Origin of the sequence: Paraburkholderia sp. JHI2823 (assembly GCF_038900695.1) — a bacterium.
GTDB classification, from domain to species: Bacteria; Pseudomonadota; Gammaproteobacteria; order Burkholderiales; family Burkholderiaceae; genus Paraburkholderia; species Paraburkholderia mimosarum.
This window is the reverse complement of the sequence record NZ_JAYMRY010000018.1, coordinates 19,223-34,197: the sequence shown is the minus strand read 5'-3', so window position 1 is coordinate 34,197 and position 14,975 is coordinate 19,223. Positions and strand designations below refer to the sequence as shown.

Here is a 14,975-nt window from a genome sequence, read left to right as displayed (position 1 = left end):
GTACGAGGGCACAACGGATTGCGAGTGGACCGAACAATCATTTTGGCGTGCGTTTTGCGCCTGCTCGCAGCCGCTGGATTTGCGCCAGCACCACCCGGTGATCGTAGGGTTTCGATAGCGCGGGGCCCTCATCGCATAACCGTGCGGCTCTTTCGACAGACCCGGCAATGCTTGCAGCCAGGATCACCCGGATGTCGGGAAATCGCCCTCGTATCCACTTCGCCAGGGCGAATCCGCTGCGCTCTTCACCCCCGACGTCCGCCAGCACGATATCGACGGCTGAAGGATCGTCGGCGAGCAGGGATCGGGCCTCGCCGCTGTCAACCGCCTCCATGACGAGGTACCCGCATTCGCGCAGATATTCTGCAAGCGGAGTGCGAACGCATATGTCTGCGTCAACGATCAGAATGTTAGGTGCACTCACGAATGCCCTTTGGGTGGAAGCCGGTCCAGCACTGAAAGAAGCAACGCCACCGTGTGTGCCAGACTGTATGGCTTGGCGACGAACAGCACCGCTGGCAGGTTCCCGGCGAGCGCCGTGTCGCCGGAAGTGAGGATGACGGGAATGCCGGGATGGTCGCTGGCGATCAGCGCAGCCAGCTCTCGACCGTCAACCTTGCCCGGCATCTGAATATCGGAAAACACGAGGTCGACCGTGCCACCAGCGCGGATATAGGCCAGCGCGTCATCTGCGCAACTCGCCTCGATCACGCCAAAGCCCACCGCACGTAGTGCTTCGGCCAGGGCCAGGCGGACGAGGACGTCATCCTCTGCGATCAGGATCTGAGCGACGCCCGGCTCGGGCAGCGGTTGAGGTATCATCGATTTCCCCGGAAAGCACGAAGAGACAGCATCTGTCGTTCCCGCCTGGTGAGAGTGTTTGTCGCTGCGCTGCGGGCGCGTCTTCGTTCCGGCAGCACTGGATTCTGTTGGTCGTGGGGGCCGTGCGGGCCGTGCACTCGACCCGCCCGGCGATCATTCGTAATTCCGGCGCGGCAGTCGCACGGAGAAGATGGTTTGCGTCTCATCGGACTGCGCGCGGATCTCACCGTGATGCGCTTTGGCAATCTCAGTGGCGATGTACAGGCCCAATCCCAGCCCTCCGCTGTCCCGGGGTCGGGCCGGCTCATGCAAGCCGCGCTGGAGCGGCTTGAACATATATTCCATCGTCGTACCATCGATCGCCGGACCGCGATTCCAGACCTCGACGCGGACTTCGTCATCCGTTCCGGTTACCAGCACGCGAACCGAAGTGTCCGGCGCTCCGTATTTGATGGCGTTGACGACGAGATTACCTAGCAGTTGCTGGATCCGCCGCCCGTCCCATGTCCCGTGGAGATTGCCCTTTGCCTCCACGTCGATCCTGCGATCGGAATGCACCGCGCGCAACTGGTCGATCACGTCAATCAGCACTTCCGCGAGATCGACGTCGTGGGGGTCGATCTTGATCCCCAACCCCAGCTTGGTCCGGTTGAAGTCACAAAGATCTTCGAGCAGGCTTTGCATGCGGGCGCCGCTCCTGATGAGTCGGGAAGCAGCGTCCGAAACGCTTTCACCGGCATTGAGCGCCGCAAGGTGAGACGCCGTTGTCACGATCGTCTGCAGCGGACTGCGCATGTCGTGCCCGAGCATCCCGAGCAAGAGATTGCGAGCCTGCTCGACCTCCTTGTTGAAGAACGCGACCGAATCTGCCAGCGCCTGGTCCATGGCTTCGTCGAACCGGATGATGTCATCCAGGTCCAGAGCGTCCGGCCTGGCTTTGTCCGCCCACAGTCGAAGCACACTGGCTCGCAGCGCGCGGTAATCAAGGGCCATCTGGTTAATGCTGAAACCACGTTGCGCCCGCATCAGGGCAAGGGTCTGCGCGGCCGTCATTTCTCCGGCGTCGTCGACTGTCCTCGACAGACGCCTCCGGGATTGCTCCTGCTGGGCGTCTTTCGTTTGCGGGACCGAGATCTGTTTCGCCACGGTCTGCAGTATCTGCCGTGCAGAGTCGCGCAAAACGGTCCATTCTGCGCTTGCCGCCGCCCCCGTCACGGGGACCACAGAGGCTTCCCATTGCGCGAGGATAGCTTCGGTGTTGCACACCATGAAGTCAGCCAGTCTCATGCCTCACCTCCGTTTGCTGGCCTCACAACCTCACAACAGCTCAGGGCTTTTCCAGGCCCTGCTTGTTGCGTGTGCCAAGCGCGGGCCAGGCAGTGCACGAGCGCGAGCCAGTCACCCCAATAATTTACCAGCGCGCAGGCACAGCAAATGAAGGCGCGAGCGCTTTTTTCCCGTCCAAAAGCAATGCAATTCGTACAGCGGCGAAAGACTCGGTATGGCACGCGCATGGCGCCGCAAACCGGGCGAATGTTTTCTCCCGCCCCACCGGCTTTCGGACTACACTTGAACGAACCGCGAATTGACTCCTCATCCCACCAGTGGCTCGCCATTCCTGGCTGTCGAACATATCTCGGCCAACGGTGGCGCAGCTTTGGGTCAGCCCTTCCGACGGACAAACAAGATCAGTCGGCTGCCCACCTTTCCGTCACACATTAAAAGTTGCCGAACAGGCGCGCTATGCGCACCCGTCGGCAGCGGTCAAAGAACCGCGGACGACGTCATTTGCTTGCGCTCACCGTTCATCGCCTTGCCCCAAGCTGCGAAACTTGAGAGTTGTTCAGGTATTGCTGAGCCTCTCCCGCTGTCCCGCAGCGTGCGCCGTCCTCGAGGCCGCTCACACAGTCGCAGCCACCCAGCATCGTAGAAGTTGAACCGTTGTTTGAGCGGATCCTGTTGGTCGGAACGTAAGCACGACAAACCTGGCCTGCCACGAGCGGGCGATCCGGGGAGCTTCATGGAAAGATGTAGGGAAGTGCTCCAGGCCGACGACTATCTGGTGTTGCTTTCATCACTTCGCACGAGGATCAGCTTTTCCTGGAACCGGGATCCGGAGAGCGCTACGGCACAAGTTTTGGACCTGCTCAGTTTCATCGAACTGGGTATCCGAACGAACCGGACGTCCGAGTCCGCCTTTGCAGTGGCGAGATCGATGCTTGCGCTCGGACGACCGGAATCCGCGCTGAAACGCATCGAAACGCTGTTGCGCAAAGCCTGTTGATGACCGTGCGGAGGACCTCAAGGAGATCGACGTACATGAACTTTTCTATCGCGCCTCGATGAGATCAGGCGATAAGTGCACGGTGCGATGAGCATCGGCGGCACCGTTTTCACGCCCAATCAAATCGAACGTCTGAACACGAGCGGCTTGCCGCCTGTCCTCTGCTTCGTCATCCATGCAGCGAGTGCCGAGTCGAGGTAGTCCGCATGACCGGGAAACCAGTCGAAAAGACGCAGGCCGAGAGCCCGGGTCAGTTCCGCTCCGGCCCGCCCTTCCGCGACCGCGGCCTTCACGTCACCGACCGACTTCAGCACGGCCGCATGCTCTTCGATGTGGCAGTCGCGGGGCGGGAAGTTCGTCGTACGCATCCACTCGTCTTCCTGCTCGAAATGGCTAACGGCATGCTGTTCGAACAGATCCAGTGCTGCTGCCGCCGTTGCGTCCGTGCACGTCACCAGCCGCAGTGCGACCGTATAGAATTCCTTATGAATGTCGTCCATTTGCGCGAAGCCCAGGAGTCGCGCGTCATTCCAGACCAGGCTATTGTCGCTGGCCGGCGCCGGGGCATCGCTATCTCGCGCCGGAGGCGTTCGTGGAGGAGTTTCGTCCGTCATGTTCAATGACTCCTGCTGTTTCAGTGTGCTGCCCCGTTGAGCAAAACCGTAGGTGTTCGTGTCCCGCGCAACTCAAAGATCGAGAACCAGCTCCGCGGATTTCGCGCGCGACACGCAGACCATGATCTGCGTTGCTTTTTCGTCGTCGCGCAGCACGAGATCCCGATGATCCGCCTCCCCCGAGCACAACGCGGTTTTGCACGAACCGCAGGTGCCGCTCTCGCAGGAACTGGGCACGCGCACGTTCGCGTCGCGCAGCACCTCGAGGATCGAGCGATTGGCTGGAACGTCGAACGACGCGCCACTGCGTGAAAGCCGCACCGTGAACGGCGTGCTCTCACGTGCATTCGCATTGCCTGCACCGAAGCTCTCGAAGTGTACCGTGCCTGAAGGCCAGTGGCCGGTCATGTCCCGCACGGTGTCCATGAGCGCCTGCGGGCCGCAGCAGTACACGTGTTGCCCCGACTTTGGCCTCTCGAATACGGGCCAGAAGTCGAAGGCCTTCGACGCGTCACCGCGATCGTGATGCATCTTCACGTCCGCACGCCATTCGTCGCTGGTCAGTTCATCGAAGAACGCCGTGCCTTCCGGATCGCGAGCGAGGTAGTACAGCTTGAACGAACGCAGGCCTTCCGCTCGCAACTGCCGCGCCATCGACAGCATCGGCGTGATGCCGATACCGCCCGCGACGAGGATGAACGATTTCGCGCGCTCATCGAGGGAAAATTCGTTGCGGGGCAAAGAGACGTCCACGGCGTCGCCCTCGACCGTGTCGTCGACGAAACTCATCGAGCCGCCGCGTCCGTTGCCGTCACGCTTCACCGCGATGACGTAGCGATCGCGCTCCTGCGAGTCATTGCACAGCGAATAACTTCGCCGCGAGCCGTTGGGCACCACGACGGTGAGGTTCGCGCCCGCCTCGAACGGCGGCAACGGTGCGCCTTGCGGGTCGGTCAATTCAAAGCGCCAGATGTCTCGAGCGATTTTCTCCTTTTCCGCAATCCTCAGATGAAGAAAACCGTCTTTCTGGGGGGCTGCCATATCTGTCTCCTTGCGACCGATCCTGTCTTGTGTTGCATCAACATGGACGCATGTTATTACTAGAGATCTAATGATGCAAGTCAAGGAAAGCAATTATTTGTGATGTCGCTCTCGGTATAAACCCGCGCTTGCCAGCGGCATGAAGCCACCGTAACCTTAATATTAGACGTCTAATTATGCCGCGAGATGGACCCCGTTCCACCCGGTATCCATAATGAAATTCGGAGACATTCAGTTATGGCACATTCAACGCTGCACTCCGGGGACATATCCCTGTCTGCCGTAGCCGATTCGGCGGCGGAGGAGGCGACTTACCGCAAGATCACGCTCAGGTTGATGAGTTTTCTATTCCTGTGCTGGGTCCTCAACTATCTCGACCGCGTCAACGTCAGCTTCGCGCAGTTGCAACTCAAGCACGATCTCGGGCTGAGCGACGCGGCGTACGGGCTCGGCGTGAGTCTGTTCTTTATCGGCTACATCCTGCTCGAAGTGCCGAGTACGCTGTTGCTGCGCCGCATTGGCGCCCGCAAGACCGTCACGCGGATCATGTTGCTATGGGGGGCCATTTCCACGGCCATGGCGTTCATGACTGCGCCGTGGCAGTTCTATCTCGCCCGGACGCTCCTCGGCGCGGCCGAAGCGGGCTTTTGGCCCGGCATCATCCTCTATCTCTCGTACTGGTATCCGTCGAAGCGTCGCGCTCGCATCACGTCGCGGTTCCTGCTGGCGATTGCGGTTGCGGGCATCGTCGGCGGCCCGCTTTCCGGGTTCATCCTGCAAAACTTCATGGGCGTATGGGGCTTTCGCAACTGGCAATGGCTGTTCTTCCTTGAAGGCTTGCCCGCCGTGATTGCGGGGGGCGTGGCTTACTTCTACCTGATCGACCGGCCGCAAGACGCGCGCTGGCTGACCGATGAACAAAAGCGGCTTGTCATTGGCGCGCTGGACGAGGAAGGCCGCAGCAAGCCGCATAGCTCGCCGAGCACGCTCCTTGCCGCGCTGCGCGACCCGCGCGTGTACGTGATTGCCGCAGGCTGGGCCACGGTGCCCATTTGCGGAACGCTCCTCAACTACTGGACGCCCACGATCATCAAACAGGCGGGCGTTTCCAATCTGCTGCAGATCGGCTTCATGTCGGCGCTGCCTTATATCGTCGGCGCCGTTGCCATGCTGCTGATTGCGCGCAGTTCCGACCTGCGGCTCGAGCGCCGCTGGCACTTCGTGCTCTCGACGACAGCCGGCGCCTCGGGCGCGGTACTTCTCACGGTGCTGACGCACAACCCGGTTGCCGCCATCGCGTGCCTGAGTCTCGTGGCGCTGAGCTATTTCGCGGCCGCGGCCATTATCTGGACCATTCCGCCGAACTACCTCAAGGGCGAGGCGGCCGCGGGCGGTATCGGCGTGATCAGCAGTCTCGGTCAGGTGGGCGCGTTCTTCGCACCCATCGTCCTCGGCTGGGTGAAGAGCGTGACCGGCAGCTTCTCGGCCGGCATCCTGCTGGTCGCGGTGCTCGTTTTCATCGGCGGCGTTGCCGTCTTCTTCGGCGTGCCGCGCGAGCGGCAGGCGCAGCAAACCGGCGCGTGACGATGCGCGCGACGGACAGCATTTTGACAGTCAGACAGGAGCAGGAATGAGCAAGCTTCCACTTTCCATCGCCGTTGGTAACTACGACCGGATGCGGCCGCTGATCGACGGCGAGGTCCAGATCGACGGCGTGGACCCCGTGTTCATGCTGCAGGACCCCGAGGAGATCTTCTTTCGCGCGTTCCGTCACGCGGACTACGACATTTGCGAGCTTTCGCTCAGCAGCTATTCGGTGAAGACGGCCGCGGGCACGTCGCCCTACATTGCCGTGCCGGTGTTCCCTTCGCGCGCGTTCCGGCACAGCTCGATCTATGTGCGTTCCGACCGTGGGATCGATCGTCCCGAGGATCTGAAGGGTAAGCGGATCGGCGTGCCGGAATACCAGCTCACGGCCAATGTGTGGGTCCGGCTGTTCCTGGAAGAAGAGTATGGCGTGAAGGCGTCGGACATTCGCTGGGTGCGGGGCGGCTACGAGGACCCGACACGCGTGGAGAAGATCGCGCTGAAGCTGCCCGAAGGCGTCGTGCTTGAAAACGCGCCCGAAGGGCGGACGATCTCGAATCTGCTGGCCGACGGCGAGATTGACGGCGTGATCGGACCGCGCGCGCCGTCGTGCTTCGACCGCGGGCATCCGAAGGTCAAGTACCTCTTCGATGACCCGCAAAAGAGCGCCGCCGAATGGTACGGGCGCAGGCAGCTCTTCCCGATCATGCACACGCTGGGGATTCGCAAGACGCTCGCGGATCAGCACCCGTGGCTGCCCGGAGCGATCGCCAAGGCATTCGAGCAATCGAAGGAAGTGGCGTTGGCCCGTTTGAGCGATACCTCGGCGACCAAGGTCACGCTGCCGTTCATCGAGGACCAGTTGCGCAACGCGCGTCGACTGATGGGGCACGACTTCTGGTCGTACGGATTCGCGAACAACGAGCACGTGATCGACCGCTTCCTCGCGCAGCACCATGCCGAGGGCCTGTCGAGCCGTCGCCTCGAGCCTGCCGAACTGTTCCACCCGGCCAGCCTGGAACGCTTCAAGATCTGACCTTCCGCGGCGGCGGTTAGTGCCGTCGCGCGTCCGGCCGTCCCGCATGCGCCGGGTGCGCAAGGGATGCGCGGAAACCGACGATATATCCGATGTAATCAGTAATCCAGAATAAGACCAGTTGCAGGGCACCTCGATCGCGACGCAGAGCAACGCGCAGCAGCGTGCACTGCTCGGCGTGTCGTACGACTTCGGTCCGGTCACGACGCTGGCGGGCCTGCGCTGGCTGAACACGCGCAACACGGACGTGCCGCCCAGTTCGTTGCTCTATTGGGGCGGGGTGACGTGGCGGGTGAATGCGCCGCTGGCCATTTCCGCCAGCGTCTATCACACGCAGTTTCGCAATCCGCACGGCGGCCCGACGATGGGGGCATTGCTCGTCGACTACTCGCTGTCCAGGCGCACCGACGTGTACGCCGAAGGCGCGTATGTCTCCAATCGCTCGTTTTCCGATGTCGGCCTTCGCGGCACGGGCGTGGACATCGCGCCTGGCATGGACCAGGCGGGCGTGACCGTGGGCATTCGCCACACGTTCTGAGCGGCACGGGTGCGAGACGCCAGTGCCTCTCGCGCCTGCTGAAGCGCTATGATTGTCATCAGTCTGATCACAATAACGGCGAGGAAGGTATGGCAGCAGCACGTACTTCGGGCAAGGGCGGGGTCGCGAGCGAGGATCCCATTCTGCGGCACTGGCGCGAGGCAGTGCCGGACGATCGTCTTGCTCACCTGGTCAAGGATGCGGGCCGCGCGATGATCCGCGGTCTGCAAATGCGCCTGGCACAGCATGAAGTCTCGTTCGGCCACTGGGCGTATCTGCGTGTGCTGTGGGTCACCGACGGGCTTACGCAGAAGGAACTCAGCGACGAGACCGGCACCACCACGCCCACCACGTTCAGTGCGGTGTCGGCGATGGAAAAGCTCGGCTACGTGGAGCGGCGCTATGCGCCCGGCAATCGCAAAAACACGCACGTCTATCTCACGCCGCGTGGCCGGAGCCTGAAAAACAAGCTCGTCCCGCTCGCGGAAGAAGTCAACGAAATCAGCGTCAGGGGCCTGAAAACCACCGAGATCAACGTTGCGCGAAAGGTCCTGCTGACGATCATCGAGAACATGGCGCGCGACGAATCGGAGTCGGACAACCCGGCGCTACGCATTCCGTCGACGCGTGAAGTGGGCAGCCTGATCGCCGCACGCGGGGAAGAATTCGATCAGGAATAAGGTATAGCGCCGCTTCAGGTCATTCCCGGGTAGAACGTTTATTATAGATCTAATAATATTGGCGGGCGTGCCGCGTCCACGACCGGCACGACAGCATGTCACTGCATGCTGCTTTCTCGCTCAAGGAATACGGATCTGCAATGGATGGAATGACCCGCGCGGCGATGACGCGCAACGTCCGCGAGGCGCTCGCGGAAGATGTCGGCGAGGCCGACTGGACGTCACTACTGATCGACCCCGACGCTTCAGCCGAGGCCGTCCTTACCGTGCGCGAAGCCGCCCTGCTGTGCGGCAGGCCGTGGTTCGACGAAACACTTCAGCAGGTCGACCCGCGCATCACGATTGAGTGGTTCGTCGGCGAAGGCGAACGGATGCACGAAGGGCAGGCCGTCTGCCGGATCGCTGGTCCGGCGCGCGGCATGCTCACCGCCGAACGCACCGCGCTCAATTTCATCCAGTTGCTTTCTGGCGTGGCCACCGAGACGAGCATGATGGCGCGGATCGTCCAAGGCACATCCGCGCGGATTCTCGACACGCGAAAAACGTTACCCGGCTTGCGCCTCGCGCAAAAGTACGCGGTGCGTGTTGGCGGCGGTGAAAACCATCGTCGCGGGCTGTACGACGGCATCCTGATCAAGGAAAACCATATCGCGGCTGGCGGCGGCATCGCGTCGACGCTACGCGCCACACAGGCATTGGGTGCGGGTGTGCCGGTTCAGGTCGAGGTGGAGACGCTCGACGAGTTGAGCGAAGCGTTGGCTGGCGGCGCCGCGGCGATTCTGCTCGACAATTTCTCGATCGAGTCCATGCGCGAGGCTGTGCGTGTGACCGCAGGGCGCGCCGAACTGGAAGTCTCGGGCGGCGTGAACGAGGAGACACTGCGTACCATTGCCGAGACCGGCGTGGACCGCATTTCATTAGGAAAGCTGACGAAAAACGTCAGGGCGGTTGATTTTTCGCTGCGTTTCGCAGTATTGGCTGGGTAAGCAGGGCGGGGCGCGCGTGTGCGCCCCGCCCTGACTGTTGACCGTTTTCCAGCATTCCAAAGAGGGCTTTCACGCCTACCTCGGACTATCAAAGCGTTACATCTGCTCCCGTTTCGCTCGACTTCAGAATCGCGATACAGATTTCCAGCGTGCCCTTTGCCCATTCGCCGTTGTGAAGGGGCGGCCGTCCCTCAACGACCGCGCCGTATAACTCGTCGATGACTTCGGCTCGCGGCACACAAGGGACAGGCAGCGGCAGCGTCTTGCGCTGCTCGTCGCCGTAGACGACGATCGAGTCGGGCAACGGGCGCAGGTCCGCGCGTTCACAGGAGACGATGACCGGGCCGAAATGTTGATGAAATCGCTGCGGCCCGTCCGCGGAGGTCGTGGGCGGTTTGTATGCCGAACCGCCGTACGTGCCGGCCGCCTTGAGTTTCGCCTCGTCGCCCGACGAAGCGAGTGTCTCCAGACGGCGGCGGGCGCTGCCATAGGTGTCGGGGCTCGTGCGATCGCCCATCTCGCCGATCCAGCCGCTCCATTCGTCGGTGTTGAAGTGGCCGTAGCCGTTGTACGAGAGCGAGGCATAGGCACCGTTCTCGAACCAGATCAGCGCCGAATAGGCTCCTTCGGTCGGGCGTGACGGATCCCACCGGCCGACGCTTGCGCGCAGCCGCGAGGCGCGAGAGCCGGCGAGCATTCGCACGATGTCCACCTGGTGCGCCGCCTGGCTGAAAACGGCGCCGCCGCCTTCGGCCGTCGCGAGTTCCTCGGGCCGGCGCGGGCGATACAGGTAGTCGGTGTAGTTGACGGCCTGGATCATTTTCACGGCGCCGAAATCGCCGCCGTCGATCAATTCACGCGTACGCAGGTACGGCGTGTCGAAACTGTGGCAATGGCCGACGATCAGATGCACGTTTGCTGCGCGGCATGCAGCGATCATGCGATCGCAGTCCGCAGCGGCGAGCGCCATCGGCTTTTCGACCAGCACGTGTTTGCCGTTCGCCGCGGCAATTTCAGTGTGCTGCGCGTGGAACTGGTGCGGACTCGCAACGTAGACGATCTCGACGTTGCGGTCGTGCGCCAACGACGCCACGTCCGCATAGACGGGCGCCGCGAAATCAGCGGCGAACTGCCGCCGCGCTTCCTCACGCGGATCGCACGCAGCGACGAGCTGGACTCTTGGGTCGCGCAGGAACGTAGGCAGCATCAGCGAAAATGCCCGCCCCAGTCCTGCGACCCCGATACGCAAACGGCGCTGCTCCATGGTCGCGTGCCTCCCGTTATTGCCTGACCTGATAGTCCGTTGCGAGCGCGGATGGCTGGTCGGCCGGCTCCGGATTCTTTTTGCTGACGTAACGCGCGGCATACGTGCGCCAGTCGATTTCCTTCGGCACGACAGCCTGGTACGAACACACTTCGCGGGAAATCACCTTTGTTCCGGTGCCGATTGCTTCTCCATCGCTTTCGAATTCGGCGATCGCATCGATCATGCGGCGACGGAATTCGACGATGGCGAGATCGCTCGCGCCGAGGCGCTCGTCCGAGCGGTTCGCAATCGGGCCCATGGTGACCCACATCGCGATGTCCTGGTTCGGGAAGCCCGAAATGCCAGTGAAATTGCCAGCCTTCATTGCCTGGCGGTCCTGCCAGAAGCGGTTGTCGTGATTGCGCAGCGGACGATAGTACTGGTCGAGGTCAACACCGACCTGCTGACGCAGGAACTTGCGCCACGTTTCAGTTTCTGGCGTCGTCTCCGGATCGCCCCAGGCGATGAAGTAGAACGCCGTGTTCGTGTCGTCCATCGGCACGTTGACGTTCGCGACGTTGTACAGATTGTTCGGCGGGATCAGTACGGTTGCGGGTGCAACGAATACCGTCGAGCGCACGTAGTCGTGCGTGTTGGCGTTGAAGATCGGCCGGCGCAGCGCGGCGTAGCGAAAGCCGTAACCGGTGCGCTCGACCTGCAGGCGCGGCGCCTTGTCGGTGGACGGGCGCAACCAGTTCTTCCCAGTCGCTTCGGCGCCGCCGACGCGCGCCGGCACGAAGTCCGACGAATGCAGGCTCGAGCTGTGGGCGGAATCGATCGCGCCTTCGAGAATCTGCGCCCAGTTGCACGGCAGAAGCGCCTTCGCGATGCTCACGCGCGTGTCGGCGGTCGGCGCCCATGCCGGCGGTACGAACTCGGGGACGGCGTCCTGCGGGCCCATATACGCCCACACCATGCCGCCCCATTCCTGGACCGGGTAGGCCTTGTGCTTGACCTTTTCGGTCATGCAGCTCGCCGCCGGCTCCGACACCATTTCGAGCACGTTGCCCGCGACGTCGAACTTCCAGCCGTGATAGAGGCAGCGCAGGCCGGAGTCTTCATTGCGACCGTAGACGAGCGATGCACGACGGTGCGGACAGTACTCGTCGAGTACTCCAACGCTGCCTTCCGAGTCGCGGAATACGACGAGATCCTCGCCAAATACGCGGGCTTTGACCGGCGCGCCGTCCGGCTCGCTGACTTCTTCGATGAGGCAAACCGGCGTCCAGTGCCGCCGCATCAACTGGCCCATCGGGGCATCGCCTTCAACGCGGCACAGTAATTCATTTTCCTGGTGGGTCAGCATGTCATGTCTCCCGGCGAAAGGTCGCCTTCATCAGCAGGTATTGCGCCACTATATTAGAGATCTAGCTATATTGGCAAGAGCCGGTTGTGCGGTATCCGGGAAAGTCTGTACGGCGGACAGGGATGCCGGACGAGGGGGCTACAACCCCAAAGAAGAGCAGGTTCACTGCTGTTCGTTGCGGCGACCGTGGAACAGGAGATGTAATGTGTGGCACGAAGTGCCATGCGTCAGAAGCATTCGAATATTGCGCAAAACGCTGACCGCCCGGCGGCAGGCGATCGTACCCATCGCGGCATTCGCTGCTGCAGCGAACATGGACACTCTCGCTGCTGCGTTGAATCAGGGGGTGGATACCGGTCTGACGATCAGCGAGGTTCGAGAAATCCTGGTGCAGCTTTATGGTTACGCAGGCTTTCCACGCAGCCTCAATGCGCTCGGCGTGCTGATGAAGCTGGTAGAGACCCGCAAGCATGCATGTCTTCAGGACACCGAAGATTACGCGCCGAGCCGCCCTGTGCCAACCGGCGACGCATTGCTCGTTGTCGGCACGGCGAACCCGACGAAGCTGTCCGGCGCCCCGGTGAAAGGGGCGTTGTTCCAATTTGCACCGGCGATTGATTGTCGTGCTCGAAAACGTCGCCGAACAGGTGGGTCTTGAGGAACAGGTCGCTTGCAGCTGCGTATCGCCCCCCGTCAGGGCGGCGAGCACGCTTACCGTCGCCAGTTCGCGGCTCTGCCAGGCGAATCCCGACCTGATCGCGAAAATGCTGGCAGGCCGGGATGCCGCAGAGCGTCACACCATCAGAACGTCACGACCGTCCGCAGTCCGGCCACGGCCTCGTTGCCGATGCGTGCACCGCCGTTGTTCGGATTGGGGATGCCGCCACCCGGACGGACGATGTACTGGAGTTCGCCCTGCAAGAGCCACCACGGCGCAACCTGATACTGGTAAGTCGCCTCGATCACAGTCTCCGCCGAGCGCACGGGGTGGCCCGGCGTCTGGAGCGTTGCGATGTCACGATCGAGCGCGCTCGCGCTCGAGCTGACATTCGCGTAGCTCACAGCGAGCCCGACCGAGTCGCTGTCGCGGCCCTTGAACGGCGCTTTCAGCACGATCCCCGCATTGATATTGAAGTCGAGCAGGTTACGGTCGCCCGGCGCGCCCATCACACGCGTGAACACGCCGACCGATTGCGGGCTGTCGGCACTCGGGCGCCACACCATCTGGTCTGCAACGGCATAAATGCTGAAGTTGCCGCGATGCGCCGCCGGCACGCCGTTCGACGCGGGGCTCGCGAGCGAGATGCCGTTTGTATCGAGGTGCTGATCCGCGAAGTGATTGTTGTTGTACCAGAAGCCCAGCTTGTAGGTGCCTGGCAGCCCTGCTGGCTGTGACGCCCCGGATCCTCTTGCCGGCGGCTGATTGATCGCGTACTGGACCTCGCCGATTATCATGACGCCATTGTGCAGGTTGAACTGGGTGCCACTGGCGTTGAGCTGTTGCGGGTCGCCATTGCCCGGCGCGGGGTTGCCGTCGAAGATGCCGCCGAGAATCGTCATCGAATCACTCGGCTTGAACCGCAGGCGCACGCCAAGCGACGACAGCGGGTAAGCAGGGCCGCCCGCAGGCAGGTCGGTGGCCGCCAATACGGGCCACCCGAACGTCGCGTTCGCGAACGTGCTGCCGTACTGGCTGATGATGAATTCCTGATCAAGGCTCTGCTGGCCGATCTTGACGTCGAACTTGTCGCCGAGCGCCTGCTGGTACCAGAGTTCCCATAAACGCGTCGTCGCTTCGGCCTCGACGCCGCTCACGGCTTGCAGTGCATTCAGCCGTGCAGCCGTGATGCCGTGTCCGTGAATCTGTAGCGCATCGACGAAAAAGGTGCCGCCTTTCAAGCCGAATGCCTTGTCGGTATCAACGCTAAGGCCAAATTGTGTGGCGCCGTTGTACGAAGCGCCCTTCGAGATGCCACCGGAGAAGTTGCCGTACACCTCGCTCGTTTCCTGCGCGTTGAACGTGACACCGTGGTCGCCCAGCAGTGTGCGCAGTCCGCCCATGTCGCCGAGCAGGTTCGAGCGCTCCCAGAAACCGGTCGGCGCGGCGGCAGCCGCTTCCGGTGCGGCGTTTGCGTCGGTATTCGTGGCTGCGGCAGGGGCCTTCTCCGCCGATCCTGGCGCGGCTGACTCCGATTGTCCGTAAGCCGGAACAGTTGTGCCCGCGGCCAGCGCGACTAGCAGCGCTGCGATGGCGCTGAGCGGCTTCACGCGCGAGGGCGGGGCGAGGAGGCCACGCGTGCCAGTGCTATTTTCGTTTTGTGTGGGCATGCCAAAGGAGATCATTTTATTTTCTTCTGGGAAATGAACTGATGATTGAGCGATGGCGAAAGGGGGACCTGTGCCGAGTCGCGCGGGGCCACGGTTTTATTGAGTCGTATTCGTGACAGCCCGCTCAGGCGGGCCATGATGTACCGCCAGCGTTGCGTGTTGAGGTCGCCCAGAGAGCCGCGGCTGAAGCGTCGCGTTGCACTGCCCGGCCTGGGCGGGCGCACGTAGGCTGCCAGAGCTGGCTGGGTCCGTCAGGTTCGCGGCGCGGTGGGACGGCCAGCGTCGCACGCAGGTAAGTGCGTGAGACGCGGAGAAAGCGTTCGATATGCATGATTCAACCCCCGTCGGGCCCGGCCAGGCCGGGCAACGTTCGATAAGCGACACGCCGACAGCGCAGTCAAGCGCTGTCGGTGTTCTTAAGCAAAAAAGGGAGCGAGCTACAGACGG

The 14,975-nt window shown here is 62.4% G+C and carries 13 protein-coding genes and 2 pseudogenes; 7 read left to right on the top strand and 8 right to left on the bottom strand.

Translation table 11 applies throughout. The features are described 5' to 3' along the window. Positions 1–37: 37 nt before the first annotated feature. From VSR34_RS20000 to VSR34_RS19990, 3 genes are all read right to left on the bottom strand, one after another. On the bottom strand, positions 38–424 hold the full coding sequence (locus VSR34_RS20000) for a response regulator (protein WP_028212389.1): 387 nt from the start codon (positions 422–424) through the stop codon (positions 38–40). Then, the gene (locus tag VSR34_RS19995) at positions 421–822 is read right to left on the bottom strand and encodes a response regulator (RefSeq protein WP_036019205.1); all 402 of its coding nucleotides are present in this window, start codon (positions 820–822) and stop codon (positions 421–423) included. The genes VSR34_RS20000 and VSR34_RS19995 overlap by 4 nt, the downstream gene beginning before the upstream one ends. A gap of 153 nt (positions 823–975) precedes the next feature. Beyond that, the gene (locus VSR34_RS19990; RefSeq protein WP_028212391.1) at positions 976–2,109 is read right to left on the bottom strand and encodes a HAMP domain-containing sensor histidine kinase; all 1,134 of its coding nucleotides are present in this window, start codon (positions 2,107–2,109) and stop codon (positions 976–978) included. Positions 2,110–2,860: 751 nt separating this feature from the next. On the opposite strand from VSR34_RS19990, the gene VSR34_RS19985 reads away from it, so the two are divergent. Beyond that, complete coding sequence (locus VSR34_RS19985; protein WP_028212392.1) at positions 2,861–3,106, top strand: hypothetical protein; 246 nt, start codon at positions 2,861–2,863, stop codon at positions 3,104–3,106. A gap of 119 nt (positions 3,107–3,225) precedes the next feature. Here the strand turns inward: VSR34_RS19985 and VSR34_RS19980 are convergent, their stop codons facing one another. Together VSR34_RS19980 and VSR34_RS19975 are read right to left on the bottom strand one after the other, a co-directional pair. Then, positions 3,226–3,720: a hemerythrin domain-containing protein gene (locus tag VSR34_RS19980; protein WP_028212393.1), complete on the bottom strand. Its 495-nt coding sequence runs from the start codon at positions 3,718–3,720 to the stop codon at positions 3,226–3,228. A 72-nt stretch (positions 3,721–3,792) separates the two neighbouring features. Beyond that, positions 3,793–4,761: a PDR/VanB family oxidoreductase gene (locus VSR34_RS19975; RefSeq protein WP_342963342.1), complete on the bottom strand. Its 969-nt coding sequence runs from the start codon at positions 4,759–4,761 to the stop codon at positions 3,793–3,795. Between the two features lie 237 nt (positions 4,762–4,998). Here VSR34_RS19975 and VSR34_RS19970 point away from each other — a divergent pair, with 237 nt between their 5' ends. The 5 genes and pseudogenes from VSR34_RS19970 to nadC all read left to right on the top strand — a co-directional run bounded on the left by VSR34_RS19970 (position 4,999) and on the right by nadC (position 9,588). Continuing rightward, complete coding sequence (locus VSR34_RS19970; RefSeq protein WP_028212395.1) at positions 4,999–6,345, top strand: MFS transporter; 1,347 nt, start codon at positions 4,999–5,001, stop codon at positions 6,343–6,345. A gap of 46 nt (positions 6,346–6,391) precedes the next feature. Beyond that, entirely contained in the window at positions 6,392–7,384 is a 993-nt protein-coding gene (locus tag VSR34_RS19965) for an ABC transporter substrate-binding protein (protein ID WP_342963288.1), read from the top strand. Between the two features lie 115 nt (positions 7,385–7,499). After that, positions 7,500–7,922: pseudogene (locus VSR34_RS19960) on the top strand (porin); the annotation flags it as partial. Positions 7,923–8,011: 89 nt separating this feature from the next. Further along, the gene (locus VSR34_RS19955; protein ID WP_028212397.1) at positions 8,012–8,602 is read left to right on the top strand and encodes a MarR family transcriptional regulator; all 591 of its coding nucleotides are present in this window, start codon (positions 8,012–8,014) and stop codon (positions 8,600–8,602) included. Between the two features lie 140 nt (positions 8,603–8,742). Then, positions 8,743–9,588 carry a carboxylating nicotinate-nucleotide diphosphorylase gene (gene nadC, locus VSR34_RS19950; RefSeq protein ID WP_028212398.1) on the top strand — a complete coding sequence of 282 codons (846 nt, stop codon included), beginning with the start codon at positions 8,743–8,745 and terminating at the stop codon, positions 9,586–9,588. A gap of 88 nt (positions 9,589–9,676) precedes the next feature. Here nadC and VSR34_RS19945 read toward each other — a convergent pair whose 3' ends face one another. Together VSR34_RS19945 and VSR34_RS19940 are read right to left on the bottom strand one after the other, a co-directional pair. Next, positions 9,677–10,852 carry a Gfo/Idh/MocA family oxidoreductase gene (locus VSR34_RS19945; RefSeq protein WP_342963287.1) on the bottom strand — a complete coding sequence of 392 codons (1,176 nt, stop codon included), beginning with the start codon at positions 10,850–10,852 and terminating at the stop codon, positions 9,677–9,679. A 16-nt stretch (positions 10,853–10,868) separates the two neighbouring features. Beyond that, positions 10,869–12,200: a Rieske 2Fe-2S domain-containing protein gene (locus VSR34_RS19940; protein WP_028212400.1), complete on the bottom strand. Its 1,332-nt coding sequence runs from the start codon at positions 12,198–12,200 to the stop codon at positions 10,869–10,871. Positions 12,201–12,435: 235 nt separating this feature from the next. Between VSR34_RS19940 and VSR34_RS19935 the strand changes: the two are divergent. After that, positions 12,436–12,819, top strand: a pseudogene (locus VSR34_RS19935) (carboxymuconolactone decarboxylase family protein); the annotation flags it as partial. A gap of 182 nt (positions 12,820–13,001) precedes the next feature. Here VSR34_RS19935 and VSR34_RS19930 read toward each other — a convergent pair. Further along, on the bottom strand, positions 13,002–14,528 hold the full coding sequence (locus tag VSR34_RS19930) for a carbohydrate porin (RefSeq protein ID WP_342963286.1): 1,527 nt from the start codon (positions 14,526–14,528) through the stop codon (positions 13,002–13,004). Positions 14,529–14,975: the final 447 nt, after the last annotated feature.

Bases quoted from the DNA above. Each gene is read 5' to 3' on its own strand.
- VSR34_RS19995 (WP_036019205.1), bottom strand. From the start codon at position 822: ATGATACCTCAACCGCTGCCCGAGCCGGGCGTCGCTCAGATCCTGATC.
- VSR34_RS19990 (WP_028212391.1), bottom strand. From the start codon at position 2,109: ATGAGACTGGCTGACTTCATGGTGTGCAACACCGAAGCTATCCTCGCG.
- VSR34_RS19980 (WP_028212393.1), bottom strand. From the start codon at position 3,720: ATGACGGACGAAACTCCTCCACGAACGCCTCCGGCGCGAGATAGCGAT.
- VSR34_RS19975 (WP_342963342.1), bottom strand. From the start codon at position 4,761: ATGGCAGCCCCCCAGAAAGACGGTTTTCTTCATCTGAGGATTGCGGAA.
- VSR34_RS19970 (WP_028212395.1), top strand. From the start codon at position 4,999: ATGGCACATTCAACGCTGCACTCCGGGGACATATCCCTGTCTGCCGTA.
- VSR34_RS19965 (WP_342963288.1), top strand. From the start codon at position 6,392: ATGAGCAAGCTTCCACTTTCCATCGCCGTTGGTAACTACGACCGGATG.
- VSR34_RS19955 (WP_028212397.1), top strand. From the start codon at position 8,012: ATGGCAGCAGCACGTACTTCGGGCAAGGGCGGGGTCGCGAGCGAGGAT.
- nadC (WP_028212398.1), top strand. From the start codon at position 8,743: ATGGATGGAATGACCCGCGCGGCGATGACGCGCAACGTCCGCGAGGCG.
- VSR34_RS19945 (WP_342963287.1), bottom strand. From the start codon at position 10,852: ATGGAGCAGCGCCGTTTGCGTATCGGGGTCGCAGGACTGGGGCGGGCA.
- VSR34_RS19940 (WP_028212400.1), bottom strand. From the start codon at position 12,200: ATGCTGACCCACCAGGAAAATGAATTACTGTGCCGCGTTGAAGGCGAT.
- VSR34_RS19930 (WP_342963286.1), bottom strand. From the start codon at position 14,528: ATGCCCACACAAAACGAAAATAGCACTGGCACGCGTGGCCTCCTCGCC.